The organism is Streptosporangium sp. NPDC049376, assembly GCF_044466505.1.
GTDB lineage: Bacteria > Actinomycetota > Actinomycetes > Streptosporangiales > Streptosporangiaceae > Streptosporangium.
In genome coordinates this window covers 104,822-125,892 of the sequence record NZ_JBITMT010000019.1, presented here as the reverse complement: position 1 = coordinate 125,892, position 21,071 = coordinate 104,822, and the positions used below count along the sequence as shown (strand labels likewise).

The following is a 21,071-nucleotide window of genomic DNA, read 5'->3' as shown; positions in this document are numbered from 1 at the left end:
TGTCGCCATGTCGTGCGTTAGGACGGGTTTGTGCTTCATGCACTGGCTTTTAGCACACTGTTGAGTTCTCAAGAAACGGACGCGTTCACCGTCCCCCCGAACCGTTTTACCGGCCGGAATTCCGGGGCGTTTCGTTTCGTTCATTTCGTTGTGTCTTTATTCTTTCAGACCCGCTTTTTCGTGTCAAATCGATCCGACCGGATCGCATTTTCTTCGATAAAGCCTGTCCGAGGAATTTCAGACCGCCCCGTCTCCGGAGCAACCCTTCCAACTTACTCTGACATCCGGAACGTGTCGAACCGAAGCGACCGGGACACACGTGTCTCGGTCGAGAGTGAGTCAGAAGGGGTTCCCGGGGTCTCACCGACATCGTCGGCGCCCTCGGGCCTGGTGACTCTATGTCCCCCGAGGGACGTCGTCAAATCAGGGCCGGTCACACAGCCGGGACGACGCTGAACTCCGATAATCTGCCCGTCGTCAGGAGGTGGCAGATGGCTGAAGCGGGCGCCTTTTCAGTACCCGGCTACGACATATCCGGCGTACTCGGCCAAGGCGGTTTCGGGATCGTCTACCGGGCCCGGCAGCTGGCGGTCGACCGGGAGGTCGCGCTCAAGGTCGACAACCGCGTTCTGCTCTCCGAGCGTGACCGGCGGCGCTTCATGCGGGAGGTCACCTCGGCGGGAGCCCTGTCGGGGCATCCGCACGTGGCCCATGTCTATGACGCCGGAGTGCTGGCCGACGGCAGGCCGTACATGGTGCTGGAGCTGTGTCCTGGAGGGTCGCTGCTCGACCGGTTGCGTGCGGAGGGGCCGCTGGCTCCCGCCGAGGTCGCCGACATCGGCGTCCGGATCGCCGATGCGCTGGCCGCCGCCCACTCCGCGGGGGTGCTGCACCGGGACATCAAGCCGGCCAACATCCTGATCAACCGGTACGGCAACGTGGTGCTGTCCGACTTCGGGCTGGCGACCATGCCCTCCGCGGGGGGCGAGGCCTCGGTGACCAGAGAGTCGCTCACCCCCGCCTACGCGCCGCCCGAGGCGTTCGACCTGACGGAGCCCTCCACGGCGGGAGACGTCTACTCCCTCTCCGCCACTCTCTACGCGTTGTTGTCCGGGCGTCCTCCCCGGTTTCCGGAGAGCGGGGTGGCCAACATCGCGGTCATCATGGCCCTGCACCGGCTGCCGATCCCGGAGATCCCCGGTGTGCCGCCGGAGCTGACCGCCGTACTCCGTCAGGCCATGGACAGCGATCCCGCGCGACGCACCCCCTCGGTCGCGGCCCTGCGGGACGCCCTCACCGATCTGCACCTGGAACGGGGGGCCCGGGACGGCAGGCCGATGCCGCCGCGTCCCTCTCCCGTTCCACCGCCGTCCGTCCCGGTACCGCCTCCGTACGCCTCCGGGCCCCGTCCCACTCCTCAGACCGGGGGGCACGCTTCGTACGGCGTGCCGGGGGCGCGGCCGGGGTCGGGCAGAGAGGTGATGCGCGCGCACATGACCTCACCCGGTCTGCAGGAGCTCGGCGTGACCCAGTCACCGGCCAAGGACGCGGCGGCGCCCGCCGCCGGCGCCTCGAACACCCGGGTGTTCGTCGCGGTCGCGGCCGCCTTCGTGATCCTGCTGTTGGCCGGGGTCGGGCTGATGATCATGGAGAACTTCGGTCAGGGCGCCTCCGTCGGCGGCCTCGCGGACACCTCCGAGGCCGGGGGCGCCGGTACGGGGGCTCAGGGGACGAACGCCGAGGTCGCCACGTTCACCCTGGACTGTCCCGCGGCGGCCGTGCCCGGTGGCCATGCCTCGTGCGTGCAGAAGGCCGAGTGCTGGGGCGGACTCGTCGTGATCGCGGGGGACGCGTCGGCGCGGCCCGTCAAGTGTGAGGAGCCGCACGCGTGGGAGACGTTCGCGATCGCCACGCTGCCGGGCGGCCTCACCTACGACGCGGGGGCCGCCGAGCGCGATCCGATGGTGCGCAAGGTGTGCGCGTCGTCGGTCATGCTCAGCTCCCGGCGCGGCGCCGCCGTCAAGATCACTCCCTCGGACTGGCAGATCGCGGTGTTGCCGCCCTCGAAGGAGCGGTTCGCCTCAGGGGTGCGGACCTACCGCTGTCTCGGGAGCGTTGTCGGCGGCGACCGGGCGGGGTCGTCCTTCCGGCCCTGAGACCCGGCCCTGGGACCCGGCCCTGAGCCGGCTCCGGGCGTCGGCGCGGCTCGGCGCGCGCTGTGGGGAGCGATCGGTGCAGACTGGGCATCCTTGAACGTAATAGGGGGTGTCACAACATGACTCAGGCGCAGATAGGTGTGACCGGCCTGGCGGTGATGGGGGCGAATCTGGCCCGCAACCTCGCCAGGCACGGGCATGTGGTCGCGGTGCACAACAGGTCTCTGTCACGGACCACGAAGCTGGTCGAGGAGCACGGGGACGAGGGAACCTTCGTCGCCTGTGAGACTCCGGAGGAGTTCGTCGCGGCGCTCGAACGTCCCCGCCGTGTCCTCATCATGGTCAAGGCCGGGGCGCCGACGGACGCGGTGATCGAGGAGTTCGCCCCGTTGCTCGAACCGGGTGACATGCTCGTCGACGGCGGCAACGCGCACTTCCTCGACACCCGCAGGCGTGAGGCGGCGCTTCGGGAACGGGGCATCCACTTCGTCGGCGCCGGGGTCTCGGGCGGCGAGGAGGGCGCGTTGCTCGGGCCGAGCATCATGCCCGGCGGTTCGAAGGAGTCGTACGCGGCGCTCGGGCCGTTGTTCGAGGACATCGCGGCGAAGGTGGACGGGGTGCCGTGCTGTACGCACATCGGTCCCGACGGGGCCGGTCACTTCGTCAAGATGGTGCACAACGGCATCGAGTACGCCGACATGCAGCTCATCGCCGAGGCCTACGACCTGCTCAGGCAGGGGGCCGGGCTGGAGCCCTCGCGGCTCGCCGACGTCTTCGACGAGTGGAACCGGGGTGAGCTGTCCTCCTACCTGATCGAGATCACCGCCGAGGTGCTCAGGCAGGTGGACGCCTCGACCGGCGGGCCGCTGGTCGACGTGATCGCCGACCGGGCCGAGCAGAAGGGCACCGGGCGCTGGACGGTGCAGATCGCGCTCGACCTGGGTGTGCCGGTGAGCGGTATCGCCGAGGCCGTCTTCGCCCGTTCGGTCTCCGGTCACGCCGACCTGCGGGAGGCCGCCCGCGGGCTCCCCGGCCCCACGCCCGTGCCCGATCGGACGCTCGGTGACGACTTCGTCGAGGACGTACGGCGGGCGCTGTACGCGTCGAAGATCATCGCCTACGCGCAGGGGTTCGACCAGATCAGGGCGGGGAGCGCCGAGTACGGCTGGGACGTCGATCCGGGCGCGCTGGCCACGATCTGGCGGGGTGGCTGCATCATCAGGGCGGTCTTCCTGGACCGGATCCGCGAGGCCTACGAGGAGAGCACGCCGCCGGTGACGCTGCTGACCGCGCCGATCTTCGTCGAGGCGCTCGGCCTGGCGCAGGACTCGTGGCGGCGGGTGGTGGCGAAGGCGGCCGAGCTGGGCATTCCGGTGCCCGGTTTCTCCACGGCGCTCGCCTACTACGACTCGCTGCGCGCCGAGCGGCTGCCCGCCGCCCTGATCCAGGGGCAGCGCGACTTCTTCGGCGCGCACACCTACCAGCGGACGGACCGGGAGGGCGCCTTCCACACCCTGTGGTCCGGTGACCGCTCCGAGGTGGGCGCCTGAGCCCGGCCTCCGATGTCGCGGGGTGTCGTCCCTTCGGGGGCGGCACCCCGTTCCTGTGCGCGGCCGTTCCGGTCAGCCCGGCTGGGGCAGCAGGCCGAACGCGTGGTCGGCGGCGGCGACCGCCGACGGGTAGACCTCGTCGGCGGTCTCCCCCCGGGTGAGCCTGGCCCAGTTCTCCCTGGCCAGCACCCGCTGTACGGCCAGCGTCTGCGCGGCCACGAGTCGGGCGGTGAGCTCGTCCGTGACCTCCCTGAGCGCTTCGGCCAGGGCCTCCTCGTCCTTGGTCGTGTGGTGCACGAGTCTGGCGGCCAGGCCGGGGGTCGAGAAGATCATCCGGTGGTAGGCGAGCACCGTCGGGTGGTCGTTGAGCCCTGTCACGGGGTCGCGCCTGCGGAGTCCTTCGAGGAAGTGACGGTGGAGGGCGGCCAGGGGGCTCTCGTCCCGGCCGCGGTGCCGTACGACTCGTGCCGACTCCTCGTGGTGGTCGGAGATGCGGTGGAGGACGAGGTCCTCCTTCGAGGCGAAGTACTTGAACAGCGTCGGTTTGGAGACCCCCGCGGCGGCGGCGACCTCGGCGACGGACACCTCGTCGAAGCCCCGGTCGAGGAACAGGGTGATGGCCGCCGTGGAGATCGCGTCGTGGACCTGCTGTTTCTTGAGCTGCCGGAGTCCTGTCACCCGTCCAACCTAACAGGTGGTTAACCGGGTTAATATATTGACTCGGTTAAGCTTTGAGGGGTGATGCTGGTGACCGGCACCGGACTCGACGAGGAGCGGTCCTACCTGGAGGAATGCAGGGCGGCGCTGCGGGGGATGCTCGACGGCGCACGGTTCAACGTCGTCGTCGGCGAGCATGTGGCGGGCGACCGCTACAGTGCCGAACGGCTGGGGCGCCATCTCAAGAGCCTCGCCAAGGAGCTGGCCGAGGAGCCCGAGGGGCCCGTGTTCTTCGGCCGTCTCGACTTCGGCGCGGGGGCGGACGCGGGCGACCACCGGGGGCGGCGTTACTACATCGGGCGGCGGCACATCTCCGGCGGGACCGGCCGTCAGCCGCTGGTGCTCGACTGGCGGGCACCCGTCTCGACGGTGTTCTACCAGGCCGACGTCCGCGACTCCCGCGGTGTCACGACGCGCCGCCGGTTCGGATGGTCGGGGTGGCCTCCCGTCCTGACCGGCTTCGAGGACGAACGACTCGGCGAGGGCGGCGCGCCGGGTACGGCGAGCCGGATCCTGGCCGAGGAGATCGAACGGCCCCGTGTCGGCCCGATGCGTGACATCGTCGCCACCATCCAGCCCGAGCAGGACGAGCTGGTGCGGACCGGGCTTGAGACGTCGATCTGCGTCCAGGGCGCGCCCGGCACGGGGAAGACCGCGGTCGGCCTGCACCGCGCCGCCTACCTGCTCTACACCTACCGGCGCAGGCTCGCCGGCAGCGGTGTGCTGATCCTCGGTCCCAACCAGGCCTTCCTCGGCTACATCTCGGCCGTGCTGCCCGCCCTCGGCGAGATGGACGTCGAGCAGACGACCCTGGGGCGGCTGCTGGCGCCGGAGCCGTCCAAGGGGCCGCCGAAGGGTTCCGACGACGAGGCCGCGGCGGTGGTCAAACACGACGCGCGGATGGCCGAGGTGCTGCGCAGGGCGTTGTACGGGCGGGTCAGACGGCCCGGCGGCCCGTTGACCGTGCCCGACGGGGCCTACCGCTGGCGGGTCTCCGAGGAGGAACTGCGGCGCGTCGTCGACGACGTCCTGCGGGAGGCGCCGCCGTACGGGGTCGGGCGTGAGCGGGTGCTCTCGCGGCTGGTCTCCCTCCTGCGGGCGCGGGCCGAGGCTCGGGGACAGACGACCGGCACGGCGTGGACGAGGAGGACCGGCAGGGCCGTCAGGGAGTTCCTGGACACGGTGTGGCCCGTGGCGCGGCCCCGGGAGGTCGTGGCGGAGCTGCTCACCGATCCGAACGTGCTGGCCGGGGCCGCCGAGGGGATCCTCACCCCCGCCGAGCAGTCGGCGATCCTGTGGTCACGTCCGCCGCGCTCGTTCAAGAGCGCCAGGTGGTCGGAGGCCGACGCCGTGCTCCTCGACGAGGTGGCGGGCCTGATCGAGCGTCCCAGGGGATACGGTCACGTCATCGTGGACGAGGCCCAGGACCTGTCACCGATGCAGTGCCGGGCCGTCGCGCGCAGGAGTGAGCACGGTTCGATCACCGTGCTGGGCGACCTGGCGCAGGGCACCACGCCCTGGGCGGCGCGAAGCTGGCCGGAGCAGCTCGCCGCGCTGGGCAAGCCGGGAGCGGCACCGGTCACCCTGACGACCGGGTTCCGGGTTCCCGGGGCGGTCGTCAGGCTGGCCAACCGCCTGCTCGACGAGCTGGCGGTCGACGTGCCGAGGACGCGTTCGTTCCGCGGTGACGGGTTGCTGCGGTTCCACCGGACGTCCGATCTTCCCGGTACGGCGGCGCGGGTGGTGCGCGAGGCGCTGGGGTACGAGGGCTCGATCGCGCTCGTGGCCGCGGACGACGCGCTCGACGGCCTGGCCGAGGCGGTCCGGGCCGAGGGTGTCGCGATCGCCGCCCTCGGCGAGGGGTCCGACGGCGTCCGGGTCACCGCCGTGCCCGCCACGCTCGCCAAGGGACTGGAGTACGACCACGTGGTCGTGGCCGAGCCCGCGGCCGTCGTCGAGGCGGAGCCCAGGGGGGCGAACCGGCTCTACGTCGTGCTGACCCGTGCCGTCTCGCGGCTGGAGGTGGTGCACACCCGCCCGCTGCCCGCCGGAATCACCCCAGCCATTTAGCTAGAAATATCCCTTTTATCCGCATATATCCACTCAACGAAACGCCGCGAAATGCTGGAAATCGCTGGAATACGCGGGAGGCTGGTGGAACTCCTGTTACGCTCCGTGCCGTGAGTGAATCACTGGACGCGCTGGAGCTGCGGATAACCGAGCTCCGCGCCCAGGTACGGCGCGCGGTCAAGGCGCGGGACAACACGCTGGCGCGGTCCCTGCGGGGAGACCTGCGCCGGGCCGAGCAGGCCTGGGACCGCGCGGTCGGCACAGATGAGTCCACCGGGGAGACCGAGCCGCCGCTGCTGCCGGTCAGAGAGCAGGTGCACCAGGCGCTGGCGCTGCTGGGGGTGCCCTCCGCGGCCAGGATGATCGTCGCGGTGAACGAGGCGTTCTTCTCCGGCGCGCTGCGCGGCGCCCAGCTCACCAGCCTGCGCAGGGACGAGGAACGTTCCTTCCGCGGGGACCCCTACGCCCGCCCCTACTACCTGTGCGCCGCGCTCACCGACCGCCTCTCCCCCGCCAGGGGGCTGCTCGCCGACAGCACCTGGGAGCCGGAGCGGAGGGTGCTCGGGCCGCTGAGCCCACGTGTCGACTTCCTCGTCTCGGCCATGCGCGTCGCCGACAGGATCATCCGCATGACCGATCCGCCGCAGGGCGCCCGACGGTTACTGCGGCGGATGGCGCAGAACGTCCCGGGAGCCGTCGAGGGCCTCGCCCCCGCGGACCCGGAGGTCACGATCCGCGCGGCACGCGCCGAACTCGACGTGCACCACGCCGGAGACGCGGCGCAGCGAGCCGAGGTCGCGGCGCGGGCGGGCAGGCAGCTTTCCGACATCGAGCGGCTGTTCGGCGCCGCCGCCCTGAGCACCCTGAGGGGAGCGAGTTGAACGGCAGGCTGGACAGGCTGCGCGGCCCCGTGCCGTCACACCCGCACGACGCCCGCGCCATCGCGGCGCTGGCCGCCAACCCCGGCTGCGCACGCCGTGCGCTGCTGGACGCCGCGGGAGTCGACAAGGACCGTACGGCAAGGCACATGGGCTTTCCCGCGCCCTTCGGCCAGTCCCAGTTCGCGATCACCCGCGGGAACTCCTTCGAGATCGTGGTGAAGGAGAACGGCTGCGCCGAGTTGCTCCGGCTGCTGCGCGAACTGCTCGGACTGCCCGTCGCGGAGGTCGGCTACCAGGACGTGGAGAGCGTCGGCGCCCATCTGCGCCACTCCCACACCAGGGCCCTGGTCGACAGAGCCGCACGGCAGGAGGAGGCCGCTGTCTTCTACGACCACCCGCTGCTCAGCCTGGAGATCGCCGGGCACGTCTGCTACCTGGAGCCGGACGTGGTCGCCTTCCAGCTCGGCGGGCGCTTCCACATCGTGGAGATCAAGTCGTTCAGCGTGATCGACGGGCAGGCCGAGCCGCGGAAGGTCGCCGCCGCGGCCAGGCAGGCCGCGGTCTACGTGCTGGCGCTGCGCGCGCTGCTGGCCGACCTGGGACACGACCCGGAACGGGTCTCCCACGAGGTGGTCCTGGTCTGCCCGGAGAACTTCGCGAACCGGCCCGTGGCGTGCCTGGTCGACGTACGCAGGCAGCTGGCGGTGCTCAAGCGGCAGCTCACCCGGCTGACCCGGGTCGAGACCCTGCTCGACGAGCTTCCCGAGGAGCTCACCTTCGACCTGGCCCCCGGTCAGGACGGCGTGCCGACCCGGCCCGCGGGGGAGGTGGCCCAGGCCCTGTCCCGGGTGCCCGCCCGCTACGCGCCCGACTGCCTGTCCACCTGTGACATGTGCATGTTCTGCCGGGACGAGGCCAGGGGAAACGGCTCGACCGACCTGCTCGGCCGCCAGGTCCGCGACGAACTCGGAGGGGTCTCGACCGTGGCGGAGGCGCTCGGGCTCGCCGAGGGCACCCTGGAACCCGCCGAGGGCCAGGAGGAGATCGCCCGGCTGCTGCGGCTGGCGGACCGGCTGCGCGAGGAGTGCCTGCGATGAGCGCGCTGACGGCGCTGGCGCGGCTGCGCGCCATCAGGGACGGGAGCGCGCAGCCGGTCACCACGGTCAGGCACTGTCACCTGGCCCCGCAGCCGCTGGTGTTCGTCCCGCTCGGCCTCTCCGGTGAGGCCGCGGCCCCGCTCGCCGCCATGGTCGGCAGCGATCCCGGCCATCCCCGGCTGCTCGTGGTGCCCCAGCCGCGTAACCGGGACCTCCGTTTCGCCTTCGCCGCCGAACTGGCCGAGGTCGTCCTGCCGTACGTGGAGGGGTTCTGCAAGGGCACCGAGACGGTCGAGCGGCGGGGCGGCGAGCCGTACGAGCGGTGCCTGGACGCCCCGCAGATCCTGGTGCCGAACCGGCAGGGGGTCGCCTTCCTCGGGCTGCTCGGCCGGTCCACCCGTTTCCGCAGGGTCGACGGACCCTATCCGGTGCATCCCTCGGTGCCGCTGCTCGGCCGGTGGCTGACCTACTTCGCCGACCGGTCGCAGCAGCCGGGATCCTGCCTGCTGATGGCGGCGACCGAGGCGCTCGGCGCGCACTGGGCGAGCGGGCAGAGCGGCCTTGAGGACGCCAACCTGGCCGCGCTGCTCGGCTGGATCGACCCTCCCGCCGGGATGACCGGATCCCAGGCCGCGCTTGAGGCGGAGGATCCGCTGCTGTGGCCTCCCGCGGGGCCCTCGACGGACCCGGGCTTCGACAACGAGGTGCTCGCCCCGGCCATGCGCGCCTACGAGGAGGCGCCGACCGAGCGGTCGGTGGAACGTGTCACCCAGGCGCTGCGCACCCAGCTCGATCCGACGTGGCGGCTGATGTGGCGGGCGGTCGACCTGCTGCGCGCGCTGCCCGAGGGGTCACGGGTACGGGACCGCTGGGAGACCGACCGGGGGTCGTTCACCCGCTTCACCGAACGGCTCGCGGAGGGTGGCCCGCCGCAGGCGCGCAGGGACGGCGCGGTCGGCGCCGCGGCCCGGCTGGCCGGTCTCGAACGCGCCAGGGCGAGCTACGACGTGCAGCGCGCCTACGACGACCCGCTGATCATGGCCGAGTACCGCCTGACCGGTGAGGCGTTCACCGGGACGGTCACCGCCGCCGACCCCGAGCACACCGAGGGCGAGGGTCGTTCGCGCAAGCTCAGGCCGCTGGTCACGGTCACCACCGCCGACCCGGTACGGCTGGCGCCGGGCGTGGTCGTCGGCAGCCCGGAACGGCGCGGGCACGCCGCCGAGATCGTCGAGGTCTCCGGCGACGAGATCACCCTGAAGGTCGTCAAGGGGATGGGCCGGAGCAGGACACCCGCTCCGGGGGCGGTGCCCGGACCCGGAGAGCGGATCACCTACACCTCGCTGCTCGACGACTTCCAGTCCTCGGCCTCGCTGCCCGATCCGGAGCTGACGCCGTGGACCCACGGCGGGCCTCCGCAGGAGTACGTGCCCGGTGACGACGACGCCCAGGAGGAGTGGTCATGAAGGTACGGCCCACGGAGGACATGACGCCGCAGCAGGCCGCCGCGGCCGTCGTCGGCGAGGTCCTGGCCGACCTGCCCCGCAACCGGGGCGTGGTCGTCGACTCCCCGCCCGGAGCGGGCAAGTCCACGCTGGTGGTCAAGGCCGCCGCGCACATCGCCGAGACGGGCGAGCCACTGATGATCGTGGCGCAGACCAACGAACAGGTGGACGACCTGGTCGAGCGGCTGGCCACCGATCACCCCGATCTCACCGTCGGGCGGCTTTCCGCGAGTGGCTACGTCACGCCGCCTCGCGTTCTTGCCCACCCCAACGTCTCGGTCGCGGGCAAGCTGCCCGACCTGGGCGACCCGGCGGTGGTGATCGCCACCGCGGACAAGTGGGCCTGGGTCGGCGACCGGACCTGGCCGTGGGCGATCGTGGACGAGGCCTACCAGATGCGTTCGGACAAACTGCTGCGCATCGCCTCGCTGTTCGAGCGCTCGCTGTTCGTCGGCGACCCCGGCCAGCTCGACCCGTTCTCGATCGTGGACGGCGACCGCTGGGCGGGCCTGTCCTGGGACCCGGTGCAGAGCGCGGTCTCGGTGCTGCTGCGCCACAACCCCGATCTTCCCGTGCACCGGCTGCCGGTCTCCTGGCGGCTGCCCGCCTCGGCGGCGCCGGTGGTCTCCGAGGCGTTCTACCCGTTCACCGGGTTCAGGGCGGGGACCGAGCACCGTGACCGCTCGCTCGAACTGACCGTGAACGGCATGCGCACCTCCTACGACCGGGCGCTGGAGGAGGCCGCCGCCTCCGGGTGGGCGCTGTACGAGCTGCCCAGCCGTCACACCGTGCGCACGGACGCCGAGGCGGTGCAGGCGGTCGCGCTGCTGGCCGTACGGCTGCTGCAGCGGGCGCCGGTCGCGCACTCCGAGCGGGGCAGCCACCGGGTGACGGCGGACCGGATCGCCATCGGCGCCGCGCACCGCGACCAGGTGACCGCGATCCGCGCCGCCGGGGTGCCCGAGGAGATCACGGTCGACACCGCCAACCGGCTCCAGGGCCGGGAGTACGACGTGACGATCGTGCTCCACCCGCTGTCCGGGCGCCGGGACGCCACCGCCTTCCATCTGGAGTCGGGACGGCTGTGTGTGCTGGCCTCACGGCACCGGCACGCCTGCGTCGTGGTCGCCAGGGCGGGCATCCCCGAACTGCTCGACGCCCACCCGTCCGCGGAGCCGGTCCAGCTCGGGGTGCCGGTGAAGTTCCCCGACGGCTGGGAGGCCAACCAGGCGGTGCTGGCCCACCTGGCCAAGCACCGGGTCGCCGCGCACTGACTCAGTAGTAGCCCTCCACCGGGACGCGGGCCTCGTCGTACAGGGTGGGGCCCTGCTGCGGCACCTCAGGGAAGTCGCCACCCGGTTTGAGGGCGTTGAGCTGCTCGCCGGAGAGGGCGAACACGACACGGCCGAGTCCGGAGCGCCGGATCGCCCCCTCGCACATGGGGCAGGGCTGGCAGCTGGTGTACATGGTCGTGGCGGCCGCGGTCTCCGGGCCGAGTTCGCGGGCCGCCCAGCGGGCCAGTTTCAACTCCGGGTGCGCGGTTATGTCGGCGTCGGTGAGGGTGGTGTTGCGCTCCTCGGCGATCACCCGGCCGTTCCCGTCCGCCAGCAGCGACCCGAAGGGCGGGTTGCCGCCCGCCCGAGCCTGCGCGGCGAGTTCGATCGCGCGGCGCAGGAGTCGTTCCTCGTCGTGTGTCGTGGCTTGGTGTGTCATGGTCGCTCCGTTCGCGGGTGAAGGTCCCAGCCGACGGCGGGCATCCGCTGTTTCGCTGCCGGGTCGAGGGCCTCGCCGGGGCCGCCGTCGAACGGGGCGCGACGCCGGGTTCGCACCCGTTCAGGCTATCGGGGTCAGTGGACGTGCTCGGCGACCGGGGACACCTCGGGGTTCGCGCTGATCCAGGCGATGCGTTCGCGGCTCTCCTCGTCGACCGGGGTGTAGACGACCATCCGCGCCTCCGCGGGCGCCGACAGGCTCAGGCTCGTGGAGACCGTGCGGACCAGCCCCGCCTGGCAGTGCCGGAACATCTTCATCCTGCTGCCGGGCCTGGCCACGTCGTGGGCCGCCCACATCCGCGCGAACTCGGGGCTCTCGGCCGACAGCACGCGGACGAAGTCGTCCCAGGCGGGCTCGCCGAGGTGCCTCCCGAAGCCCGCCCGCAGGGTCGCCACCATCTGGGGCAGCTCGGCCTCGCGGTTGGTCATCGGGAGGCAGCAGGAACGGGTGACGAAGATCTGCCAGAGCGCGTTGCGGGTGGCCTGCGGGGCCTTGACGACCTTCGGGAACAGCGCTCCGTACGCCCGGTTCCAGGCGAGCACGTCGTAGCGGCCGTTGTAGACGACGGCGGGCATCGGGTCGAGCTGGTCCAGGATGAGCTGGACCTCCGGTTCGAGACCGCCGCCGCCGGGTGACTGGGGCACGCTCGGCAGGTCGGCGAGCCGGTACAGGTGTTCGCGCTCGGCCTCGTCGAGACGGAGCGTCCTGGAGATCGCGTCGAGCACCTGGACGCTGACGTTGATCGGACGTCCCTGTTCGAGCCAGGTGTACCAGGTGACGCCGACCCCGGCGAGCATGGCCACCTCCTCGCGCCGCAGGCCCGGCGTACGGCGCCGCGACCCGGGGGGCAGTCCGACGGCCTCGGGGGTGATGCGGTCGCGGCGGCTGCGCAGGAACGAGGCCAGCTCCGCCCGTCGGGCACGCCGGCTGGTCATGGTCATCCCCCCATGCTGGCCGACGGGGAAAGCCGTTGCCAGGTGGTGTCGGTACCAGGATCAGCAGGCTCTCGTTACCGGTATCCGCCCGCCCTCACAGTCTTCTCCATGACCGCGCCACTGATCTTGGAGGCCCCGGCCGCTCTCTCGGCCTCCTCCCGTAACCGCCGGCTGCTCACGGTGATCCTGACCGGGCAGTTCATGGCGATCCTGGACGTCTCCATCGTCAACGTCGCCTCCCCGGTGATCCGCTCGGACCTGGGCACCTCGGGCTCCGGGCTCCAGTTGATCATCTCCGGATACACCATCGCCTACGCGATGCTGCTGATCACCGGTGCCCGGCTCGGCGGCCGGTACGGCGGACGCCCGCTGTTCCTGACCGGCCTGACCGTCTTCACCGTCGCCTCCCTGGCCTGCGGCCTGGCCGCCTCCGCCGGGCAGCTCATCGCCTTCCGGCTCCTGCAGGGCGCGGGAGCCGCCCTGATGGTGCCCCAGGTGCTGATCATGATCCAGACGAACTTCGAGGGGGCCGCGCGGGCCCGCGCGCTCAGCCTGTACGCCACGGTGATCTCGGGGGCCGCCGTGATCGGGCAGGTGCTGGGTGGCACGCTGGTCTCCGCCGACCTGTTCGGCACCGCGTGGCGCCCGGTGTTCCTGGTGAACGTGCCGATCGGACTGGCCCTGCTCGTCACGGGCGTACGGCTGCTGCCCTCGGGCGGACCGCGTCTGCACCGCCCGCTGGACCTGCCGGGCCTGGTCACGCTCTCTCTCGCGGTGAGTCTGCTGGTGGTGCCGCTGGTGCTGGGCCACGAGCAGGACTGGCCGCTGTGGGGGTGGGTCTCGATGGGGGTGAGCGTGGCCTTCGCGGGGATCTTCGCGCTGGTCGAGCGGCGTTCGGCCGCTCCGCTCGTGCCCGCGCGGGTGCTCATGGCCAAGGGTGTGATCCCCTCGGTGCTGACCGTCTTCGGGCTGATGACGTGCTACGGCGGATACCTGTTCGGCCTCGCCCTGCACCTGCAGGGCGCCTTGGGTGACAGCCCGCTGCGGGCCGGCCTGACCTTCGTCCCCGCCGCGGCCGCGTTCACCGTCTCCAGCCTCAACTGGCGGCGGGTCCCCGAGCGGTTCAGGCGGCCCATGGTCGTCTCCGGGCTCGTCGTGGCGGCGCTCGGCTACCTGGGTCTGGCCCTCGCGCTGAGCGGTGGCGACCACGGCCAGCCGCTGCTGTGGATCACGCAGGCCGTCGCCGGGTTCGGCATGGGCGCGGTCTTCAGCCCGGTGCTCACGATCGCGCTCACCCATGTGGCGCCCGAGCACGCCTCGGACGCCAGCGGGCTGTTCGTCATGGTGACCCAGCTCGGCCAGGTCGTCGGGGTGGCCACCTTCGGCACGCTGTACCTGGGCGGGGCGTCGATGACGGCCGTCGGGGTGGTCCTGGCCGCGGCGACGCTGGTCACCGCGGCCTGCGCGCTGCCGCTGCTGCGGCGCTGAGGTCCCGTCCCGCGGGCCGGGCCGTACGGCCCGCGGGGAGGCCTGGTCAGACGGTCCTGCGCCAGACGTCGATGGCCAGCACCTGCCGCATGCCGACCGAGAGGTACAGGTCCAGGGCGGGGGTGCTGTTGTTGGCGTCCACGTGCAGGTAGGTGCCGACCCGGCCGCGCGCGGCGTCCGCGGCGAACGCCCGGCGCAGCATGAACCGGCCCAGGCCGCGTCCCCGGAAGCGGGGCAGCACCGCGAGCTGGCGGACATAGCCCGAGTTCTCGTCCCCGGCGAAGGCGTCGGTGCCCAGCAGCATCGCGGCGGGCTCGCCGTCCACCCTGGCGACCATGAGCTGCGCCCAGTCGGTGCTGGCCGAGGAGTCCAGGTCGGCGAACCACTCGTCGTAGTCCTTGGGCGTGAACCCGAAGTGCTCGGCGAAGCCCTCCTGCTGTACGGCGTGGCCCTGACGCCGTACCTCCTCGCTCGTCCCGTGGTGGACCGTCACCCCGGCCGGGGCGGCGGGCTCGGGGACCGAGGCGCCGTGGTCGGTCAGGAGGCGGATGAAGCTCGTCGCGGCGACGAAGCCCCGGGCGGCGGCCAGGGCCCGCTTGCCGCTGTCCTCCCGGTACAGGGCGATGTCCACCACGGCCCTGTCGTGGCCGAGTTCGGCGGCGATCTCGGCCGCCCGTTCGGTGACCGCGTCCCACAGGGCGCCGGTGAGCTCGGCGGCGTCGGGGTGCACGACCACGTCGACGTCCATGTTGTCGCCCGTGCCCTTGCGGCAGACCCAGGCCCAGGCGACCAGGCGGCCCGACGTGTCGTGGACGACCCAGCCGTCCTTCTCCCCGTCGAAGTCGGGCTCGTTCAGCTGGTCGGTGACGTCGTCGAGGGTCATGTCGGCCTTGCCGATCACCTGCGTGTCGCACAGGGAGATCAGCCGGTGGATCTCGACCGCGTCGCCGGTCCCCGGCCGCCGGGTGGTGTACCCGGCGGCGGTGACGATTGTCGTCGTTGTGTTCATGCCACCCAGTCTGGGAGGAGGGACTTGGCGATCACTGGGTGAGAACTTGCTCGCCGCCGTCCAAGTCTTGCTCGCCGCCGTCCAAGTCTCGCCCCGCCGTTCAGTCGAGCACCGCGACCGGGGTCGACTCGTCCGCGCCCTGGTCGGAGCCGCCACGCAGCGGGATCTCCTTGATGAAGACCGCCGCCAGCGGCACCAGGACGGCGAAGAGGATCGCCCAGGTGAACACCGAGCCGATCGACGACGCCAGGGACTCAAGGAATCCGGTGCGCACGCCGGCCGGCAGCTCGTGCAGGGCCGCGGGGTTGAACTGGCCTCCGCTCGACGCGAGCTTCCCGCCCGCCTCCCCCAGCTTGCTCGTCAGGTTGGCGGTGAGCTGGTGGGTGAAGATGGCGCCGAACAGGGAGACGCCGAACGAGCCGCCGATGGACCTGAAGAAGGTCGAGGCGCTGCTGGCCACGCCCAGGTCCTTCTGCTCGACGCTGTTCTGCGCGATCAGCATGGTGGTCTGCATCAGGAAGCCCATGCCCAGGCCCAGCACCGCGATGTAGACGCCGGTACGCCAGGAGGGGGTGTCGACCGTCTGCGTGGACAGCAGCCACATGGCGACCGCCATGATCACGCCGCCGAGGACCGGGTAGATCTTGTACTTGCCCGTCTTGGTGATGGCCCGGCCGACGAACAGCGAGACCACCATGGCCGCGCCCATCATCGGCAGCAGGAGCAGGCCGGAGTTGGTCGCCGAGGCGCCCTGGACGGTCTGCTGGAACAGCGGCAGGAAGTTGATGGCGCCGAACATGGCGAAGCCGAGCAGGAAGCCGACCACGGAGATCAGGCTGAAGTTGCGGTCGCGGAACACGTTGAGCGGCATGATCGGCTCGACGACCCTGCGCTCGACCACGATGAAGAGGGCCAGGCTGACCACGGCGCCCGCGGCGAGGCCGATGATCTGCGGCGAGTTCCAGTCGTAGTCGTTGCCGCCCCAGGTGGTGATGAGGACCAGGGCGGTGATGCCGACCGAGAGCAGGACCGCGCCGACCCAGTCGATGCGGTGCTCGGTGCGGTATCTCGGCAGCTTGAGCGTGACGGCCAGCAGCGCGAGCGCGACGAACCCGACGGGCAGGTTCACGTAGAAGGCCCAGCGCCAGTTGAGGTTGTCGGTGATGAAGCCGCCCACGAGCGGTCCCGCGATCATCGCGAGCGCCATCACACCGGCCATGATGCCCTGGTACTGGCCGCGCTCACGGGGCGGGACGAGGTCGCCGATGATGGCCATGGCGTTGACCATCAGGCCGCCCGCGCCCAGCCCCTGGAGCGCGCGGAAGCCGATGAGCTGGTTCATGCCGTCCGCGGTGCCGCCCAGCATCTCCGAACCGGCCATGCCACAGAGCGCCGAACCGATCATGAAGATCACGATGGAGGCGAGGAAGATGTTCTTCCTGCCGTACAGGTCCCCGATCTTGCCCCAGATGGGGGTCGACACGGTGGTGCCGAGCACGTAGGCGGTGACCACCCAGGACAGGTGGGTCAGGCCGCCGAGCTCCCCCACGATGCGTGGCATCGCCGTACCGACGATCATGTTGTCGAGCATGGCCAGGACCATCGCCAGCATGAGGCCCGGCAGCACCACCATGACCTCACGTTGCCGCGCCGGCGCGGTCGCGGTCTCCTTCACTTTCGTTGCCCCCTAGTGGATCTTGCTTACTTGCCGACCGGCTAGTGTCGGATATGATGGGAAATGTAGGGCGCCTACTTACCGGCCGTCAAGTTAATTCCACCGCAAAGGGAACCATGAGCGAAAACGCCGACACCCGGACTCGCATCCAGGAAACGGCCCTGAAACTGTTCATCGAACAGGGCTACGAGGCGACCTCACTCCGCGAGATCGCCGAGGCGCTCGGCGTGACCAAGGCCGCCCTCTACTACCACTTCAAGAGCAAGGACGAGATCATCACCAGTCTCGTCGAGGCCCGGCAGTACGCCTTCGACGAGCTGATCGAGTGGGCCAAGTCCCAGCCGCGCACCGAGGAGACCAGACGCGAACTGGTACGCCGCTACGCCGAGGACCTGCGCCGGGGCAGGCACCACGAGATCATGCGTCTCATAGAGCGCAACCAGGCCTCGTTCAAGGGCCACCCGACGATGGAGCGGGTCCGCCACCAGATGTTCGAGATGCTCACCATCCTCGTCGAGCCCGGCGATCCCACGGCGACCCGGCTGAGGAACTCGATGTCGCTGTTCGCCCTGCACGCCTCCTGGTTCCTCCTCAGGGACGAGGAGATCAGCGACGACGAGCGCAGGGACGCCGCCCTTGAGGTCGCGCTCGAACTGCTGCGCCGGTGAGCGTCCTCATCGACCCGCCCGCCTGGCCGGGTCCCTGCGGCCTGCTCTGGTCCCACCTGGTCAGCGACAGTTCCACCGAGGAGCTGCACGCCTTCGCCGAATGGCTCGGCGTGCCCGCCAGGGCCTTCGACCGCGACCACTACGACGTCCCGGAGACCGTCTACGAGCGCGCCGTCTCCCTCGGGGCGCAGCCGGTCTCCTCCCGGGAGCTCCTCACCCGGCTGGTCGCCTCCGGTCTGCGCAGGCGCAAGACCAGGCGTTCCGGGACGGGCGATTCAGGAGATGCCGTTCGTCCCGGTTAGGACGGGCGGGCTGGGGCAGGGCTCTCAGCGGGCAACCGTGAAGGAGGGACCGTGGAGGCCACAATCACGCTCCGCCTGCCGCGTGACGCGGCTAGCGTTCCGGTCATCAGGCAACTGCTCGACGCGGCGCTCCGCGCCCTGGGGGTCGAGCCACAGGTGCGCGAGGACATCCTGCTCATGCTCTCGGAGGCGTGTTCCAACGTGATCCAGCACGCCATCCCGAGCGACGACTACATGGTGAGCACCGAGCTCTTCAGTGACCGCTGCGTCATCAAGGTGATCGACACGGGCGAGGGGTTCGACTTCTCCGGGACGCGGGCTCCCTCGCCGACCTCGGAGCACGGCCGCGGCCTGCTCATCATGAGGGCGCTGGCCGACGACATCCGCTTCACCAGCCGCCCCGAGCGGGGATCCGTCGTCTGCCTGGAGAAGAACCTGCGCTTCGTCCAGGACGCCCCGGGGCTGTCGCTGCTGCTCGACGAGGAGCACGTGCGGCACGACGGGGTGGACCGTTCCCTGCCGGGAGACGCCCGGCGAGAGCAGGAGCACGCCAGGGCAAGGTGAACCGGGGCCCTCAGCGCCGGCGTCGTGCCGGCCCGCCGCGTCCGCGCAGGGTGGAGGCGGCCAGCGTCACCATCGCGACGAGGACGACCACGGAGACGAGAAGCGCCGCCAGGCCGATGAGGCCGACAACGACCAGAACGCTGACAAGCTCACTGATCAACTGCCGCACCTGCACAGCTTTGCCCGGTTTATCCGGCCGCTACACCGCGTTCCAGCGTGCCAGCTTCAACGCGAGGTGGAGTTCCAGCCTGTCGGCTCCGTCCTTCAGGCTGCGTCCGGTGATCTCCTCGATCCGTGTCAGCCGGTAGTACAGGCTCGTGCGGTGCAGGTGGAGCAGTCTGGCGGTCTCCTGCGCGTCCCCTCCGCTGTCCAGATAGGTCTCCAGGGTGGCGGCCAGGGCCGGATGCTCGTGGAGCGGTCCGGGGGAGATCCGCCCCGGCTCGGCGAGCAGCCGGTAGACGCCCAGGTCCGGCCAGCTCGCCACCGGCCCGAGCGCGGGCTCCGCGACCGCCGCCCTGGCCGCGGCGACCGCCTCCCGGTGGGCGCGCCTGACGGTCCCGAGCCCGGCGTGCACCGCGCTGAGCCCCGCCGCGCCCCCGGTACGGGCCACCAGCCGTCCGGCCAGCGCGGTCGCGTCCTGCCCGCCGTTCAGCAGCAGTACGGCGTGCCGGTCGAGGACCGTGAAGGCGGGAGGGCGCCGCGTCCCGGCCAGTTCCTCCTCGACCGCCCGGCCCGGCTCCCCCCGCTCACCGCGCAGGGCCAGCAGGCGCAGCGGCCCCTCGCCGAGCACCGCGGCGGCCCGCGCCGCGGGTATCCCGCCGGTCAGCAACCCCCGCAGCGTGCCCGACCCTCCTCCGCCGTCGAGGAGGGCGGCGATGGCGGCGGCGTCCCGTACGGCCCCGGCCTCCTCCTCCTGGCTCAGCGGCGTCCTCCCCTCGATGATCCACAGCAGGCCGACACGCCTGCCCTGGTGGAGAAGAGGAACGCAGAGCCTGGCCGCCATGCCCAGCGCCGGGTTCGCGGGCACCCTGACCGGAACGCGGGCCGTGGCCACGCCGTGGGCCTCCTGCCAGGCGCTGACCTCGGCGGGGACGGAACGGGACAGGATCGCCTGGGCGCGGACCTGGTCGACCTCGCCGTGGTGGACGCTGTGCGCGACGACCTGGCCCTCGGGATCGTCCACCGCGACGCCCCGTCCCACGGTCGCGGCCAGGGAATCGAGGAGATCCTGGACTTCATCGCCGATCACCGTCGAATCCTACAGATGTATGAAAGGTCTCCGCTGGCAGGACGATGACTGGCCGGGGCGCGGGCCGTACCGTCGCTTGCACGTTCAGTGAGAGGGTCTCGTGAAGGGAGACCGCCGTGCAGGAGCGCAGCCGCATCGCCCCGTGGGCCTCGCCCAGGGCGCAACGACGTCTGGCGGAGCTTGAGGCCGCGGCCGAGGGCCTGGGGCTCGACGAGGTCGTGCGGACGGTCGGCGCGGCGCTCGCCGGACACCGCAGCAGGCTCGACGAGGACGGCGTCGTGCTCTACGCGGGCACCAACACGATGAGCGAGCGCGCCAGGGCGGCCCACGAGCTGTCGGCGGCCTGCCGTCCCTCCATGGGCTGGCCCGGGGAGAAGTTCCAGACCGGCCTCGACGAGCTGGACGTGCTGGAGGTGCTCGCCCCGCTGGGGGTCGCCTCCCTGATGGGCGGCGAGTTCGCCGAGGTCAGGCTGCAGAGCGCGACCCTGGCCAACCTGGCCTGCTACACCGCCTTCGCCGTCCCCGGCGACACGATCGCGGTCCTGCCCGAGGCGGCGGGCGGGCACGCCAGCCACCACGTCCAGGGCGCCGCCGGAATCCGGGGCCTGCGGGTCGTCGACCTGCCCTACGACGCGGCCGGGTTCGGCATCGACCACGACGCCCTGCCGGGTTTCCTGCGCGAGCACCGGCCCGTCCTGGTGGTGATCGGGGCCAGCCTGATGCTGTTCCCGCACGACGTCGCACAGGTGCGGGCGGCGTGCGACGAGGTGGAGGCGGTGCTGCTCTACGACGCCTCGCACGTGGCCGGGCTGATCGCGGGCGGTCGTTTCCAGCGCCCTCTGCTGGAGGGCGCCCACCTGCTGACCATGTCCACCTACAAGTCCTTCGGCGGCCCTCCCGGGGCGGCCGTCGTGACGCGTGAGGAGGACCTCGCCCACCGGGTCTCCGCCGCCGCCTACCCCGGGCTGACCGCCAACTACGACGCCTCCCGGCTGGCCCCGCTGGCCGTGACGGCGGCCGAGCACGCCGCCGGGGGCCCGCGTTACGCCGACGCCTGTATCGCGAACGCGCACGCCCTGGCCGCCGCGCTGACCGAGGAGGGCTTCTCCGTGGCGGCGGCCGACCTGGGCTGGACGGTCTCCCACCACGTCGCGGTCGACGCCGCGGCGTTCGGCGGCGGGGACGAGGCGGCCCGGCGGCTGGCCGAGGGCGGCGTCTACCTCAGCGGCATCGGCCTGCCCGACCAGGCTCCCGGCGAGCCGATGCGGGGTCTGCGCATCGGCACCCAGGAGGTCACCCGCCGGGGGTTCACCCCCGGCACGATGCGGCCTGTCGCGGCGCTGATGCGCAGGCTGCTGATCGACGGCCACGACCCGGCCGAGGTCCTGCGGGACACGGTCGGGCTGCGCCGTTCCATCCCCTGATCCCGGAC

Annotated in this window: 19 protein-coding genes; 12 read left to right on the top strand and 7 right to left on the bottom strand. The window is 71.5% G+C overall.

Annotation, left to right across the window (positions count from 1 at the left end; translation table 11 throughout):
* The first annotated feature begins 491 nt into the window (after positions 1-491).
* Both ACIBVQ_RS33185 and gndA read left to right on the top strand, forming a co-directional pair.
* Positions 492-2,156, top strand: coding sequence for a serine/threonine-protein kinase (locus tag ACIBVQ_RS33185; RefSeq protein WP_399182319.1), 1,665 nt, complete (start codon positions 492-494; stop codon positions 2,154-2,156).
* Positions 2,157-2,275: 119 nt separating this feature from the next.
* Positions 2,276-3,706, top strand: a complete 1,431-nt coding sequence (gndA, locus tag ACIBVQ_RS33180) for an NADP-dependent phosphogluconate dehydrogenase (RefSeq protein WP_362777663.1) — start codon at positions 2,276-2,278, stop codon at positions 3,704-3,706.
* A gap of 72 nt (positions 3,707-3,778) precedes the next feature.
* On the opposite strand, the gene ACIBVQ_RS33175 is transcribed toward gndA, so the two are convergent.
* Positions 3,779-4,384 carry a TetR family transcriptional regulator gene (locus ACIBVQ_RS33175; protein WP_352012977.1) on the bottom strand — a complete coding sequence of 202 codons (606 nt, stop codon included), beginning with the start codon at positions 4,382-4,384 and terminating at the stop codon, positions 3,779-3,781.
* A 63-nt stretch (positions 4,385-4,447) separates the two neighbouring features.
* Here ACIBVQ_RS33175 and ACIBVQ_RS33170 point away from each other — a divergent pair, with 63 nt between their 5' ends.
* From ACIBVQ_RS33170 to ACIBVQ_RS33150, 5 genes are all read left to right on the top strand, one after another.
* Positions 4,448-6,493, top strand: coding sequence for a HelD family protein (locus tag ACIBVQ_RS33170; RefSeq protein ID WP_399182323.1), 2,046 nt, complete (start codon positions 4,448-4,450; stop codon positions 6,491-6,493).
* A gap of 110 nt (positions 6,494-6,603) precedes the next feature.
* Entirely contained in the window at positions 6,604-7,374 is a 771-nt protein-coding gene (locus tag ACIBVQ_RS33165; protein WP_399182317.1) for a hypothetical protein, read from the top strand.
* Entirely contained in the window at positions 7,371-8,471 is a 1,101-nt protein-coding gene (locus ACIBVQ_RS33160) for a hypothetical protein (RefSeq protein WP_352012979.1), read from the top strand. The genes ACIBVQ_RS33165 and ACIBVQ_RS33160 overlap by 4 nt, the downstream gene beginning before the upstream one ends.
* Entirely contained in the window at positions 8,468-9,937 is a 1,470-nt protein-coding gene (locus ACIBVQ_RS33155; protein ID WP_399182314.1) for a hypothetical protein, read from the top strand. The genes ACIBVQ_RS33160 and ACIBVQ_RS33155 overlap by 4 nt, the downstream gene beginning before the upstream one ends.
* Positions 9,934-11,250 (top strand): AAA family ATPase, encoded by a 1,317-nt coding sequence (locus ACIBVQ_RS33150; protein WP_399182312.1) that lies wholly within the window; start codon positions 9,934-9,936, stop codon positions 11,248-11,250. Before ACIBVQ_RS33155 ends, ACIBVQ_RS33150 begins: the two co-directional genes overlap by 4 nt.
* 1 nt (position 11,251) lies before the next feature.
* Here the strand turns inward: ACIBVQ_RS33150 and ACIBVQ_RS33145 are convergent, their stop codons facing one another.
* Complete coding sequence (locus ACIBVQ_RS33145; RefSeq protein ID WP_362915728.1) at positions 11,252-11,689, bottom strand: nucleoside deaminase; 438 nt, start codon at positions 11,687-11,689, stop codon at positions 11,252-11,254.
* Positions 11,690-11,823: 134 nt separating this feature from the next.
* On the bottom strand, positions 11,824-12,690 hold the full coding sequence (locus tag ACIBVQ_RS33140) for a helix-turn-helix transcriptional regulator (RefSeq protein WP_399182310.1): 867 nt from the start codon (positions 12,688-12,690) through the stop codon (positions 11,824-11,826).
* Between the two features lie 102 nt (positions 12,691-12,792).
* On the opposite strand from ACIBVQ_RS33140, the gene ACIBVQ_RS33135 reads away from it, so the two are divergent.
* Entirely contained in the window at positions 12,793-14,172 is a 1,380-nt protein-coding gene (locus ACIBVQ_RS33135; RefSeq protein WP_399182308.1) for an MFS transporter, read from the top strand.
* Between the two features lie 46 nt (positions 14,173-14,218).
* Here ACIBVQ_RS33135 and ACIBVQ_RS33130 read toward each other — a convergent pair whose 3' ends face one another.
* Together ACIBVQ_RS33130 and ACIBVQ_RS33125 are read right to left on the bottom strand one after the other, a co-directional pair.
* Positions 14,219-15,181, bottom strand: coding sequence for a GNAT family N-acetyltransferase (locus tag ACIBVQ_RS33130; protein WP_352012985.1), 963 nt, complete (start codon positions 15,179-15,181; stop codon positions 14,219-14,221).
* Between the two features lie 100 nt (positions 15,182-15,281).
* On the bottom strand, positions 15,282-16,856 hold the full coding sequence (locus ACIBVQ_RS33125; protein ID WP_399182306.1) for an MDR family MFS transporter: 1,575 nt from the start codon (positions 16,854-16,856) through the stop codon (positions 15,282-15,284).
* A 116-nt stretch (positions 16,857-16,972) separates the two neighbouring features.
* Between ACIBVQ_RS33125 and ACIBVQ_RS33120 the strand changes: the two genes are divergently transcribed.
* The 3 genes from ACIBVQ_RS33120 to ACIBVQ_RS33110 are packed head-to-tail and all read left to right on the top strand — an operon-like array spanning position 16,973 to position 18,390.
* A complete protein-coding gene (locus ACIBVQ_RS33120; RefSeq protein ID WP_352012987.1) occupies positions 16,973-17,524 on the top strand; it encodes a helix-turn-helix domain-containing protein in 552 nt (183 codons plus the stop codon).
* Positions 17,521-17,826 (top strand): DUF4031 domain-containing protein, encoded by a 306-nt coding sequence (locus tag ACIBVQ_RS33115; RefSeq protein ID WP_399182304.1) that lies wholly within the window; start codon positions 17,521-17,523, stop codon positions 17,824-17,826. The genes ACIBVQ_RS33120 and ACIBVQ_RS33115 overlap by 4 nt, the downstream gene beginning before the upstream one ends.
* Positions 17,827-17,877: 51 nt before the next feature.
* On the top strand, positions 17,878-18,390 hold the full coding sequence (locus tag ACIBVQ_RS33110; RefSeq protein ID WP_399182302.1) for an ATP-binding protein: 513 nt from the start codon (positions 17,878-17,880) through the stop codon (positions 18,388-18,390).
* A 10-nt stretch (positions 18,391-18,400) separates the two neighbouring features.
* Here the strand turns inward: ACIBVQ_RS33110 and ACIBVQ_RS33105 are convergent, their stop codons facing one another.
* Positions 18,401-18,550, bottom strand: a complete 150-nt coding sequence (locus ACIBVQ_RS33105; protein ID WP_362777641.1) for a hypothetical protein — start codon at positions 18,548-18,550, stop codon at positions 18,401-18,403.
* Positions 18,551-18,589: 39 nt separating this feature from the next.
* On the bottom strand, positions 18,590-19,639 hold the full coding sequence (locus ACIBVQ_RS33100; RefSeq protein WP_352012991.1) for a helix-turn-helix domain-containing protein: 1,050 nt from the start codon (positions 19,637-19,639) through the stop codon (positions 18,590-18,592).
* Between the two features lie 116 nt (positions 19,640-19,755).
* Here ACIBVQ_RS33100 and glyA point away from each other — a divergent pair, with 116 nt between their 5' ends.
* Positions 19,756-21,063: a serine hydroxymethyltransferase gene (gene glyA, locus ACIBVQ_RS33095; protein WP_399182299.1), complete on the top strand. Its 1,308-nt coding sequence runs from the start codon at positions 19,756-19,758 to the stop codon at positions 21,061-21,063.
* Positions 21,064-21,071: the final 8 nt, after the last annotated feature.

Bases quoted from the DNA above. Each gene is read 5' to 3' on its own strand.
- ACIBVQ_RS33140 (WP_399182310.1), bottom strand. From the start codon at position 12,690: ATGACCATGACCAGCCGGCGTGCCCGACGGGCGGAGCTGGCCTCGTTC.
- ACIBVQ_RS33145 (WP_362915728.1), bottom strand. From the start codon at position 11,689: ATGACACACCAAGCCACGACACACGACGAGGAACGACTCCTGCGCCGC.
- ACIBVQ_RS33170 (WP_399182323.1), top strand. From the start codon at position 4,448: ATGCTGGTGACCGGCACCGGACTCGACGAGGAGCGGTCCTACCTGGAG.
- ACIBVQ_RS33185 (WP_399182319.1), top strand. From the start codon at position 492: ATGGCTGAAGCGGGCGCCTTTTCAGTACCCGGCTACGACATATCCGGC.
- gndA (WP_362777663.1), top strand. From the start codon at position 2,276: ATGACTCAGGCGCAGATAGGTGTGACCGGCCTGGCGGTGATGGGGGCG.
- ACIBVQ_RS33150 (WP_399182312.1), top strand. From the start codon at position 9,934: ATGAAGGTACGGCCCACGGAGGACATGACGCCGCAGCAGGCCGCCGCG.
- ACIBVQ_RS33120 (WP_352012987.1), top strand. From the start codon at position 16,973: ATGAGCGAAAACGCCGACACCCGGACTCGCATCCAGGAAACGGCCCTG.
- ACIBVQ_RS33135 (WP_399182308.1), top strand. From the start codon at position 12,793: ATGACCGCGCCACTGATCTTGGAGGCCCCGGCCGCTCTCTCGGCCTCC.
- ACIBVQ_RS33155 (WP_399182314.1), top strand. From the start codon at position 8,468: ATGAGCGCGCTGACGGCGCTGGCGCGGCTGCGCGCCATCAGGGACGGG.
- ACIBVQ_RS33130 (WP_352012985.1), bottom strand. From the start codon at position 15,181: ATGAACACAACGACGACAATCGTCACCGCCGCCGGGTACACCACCCGG.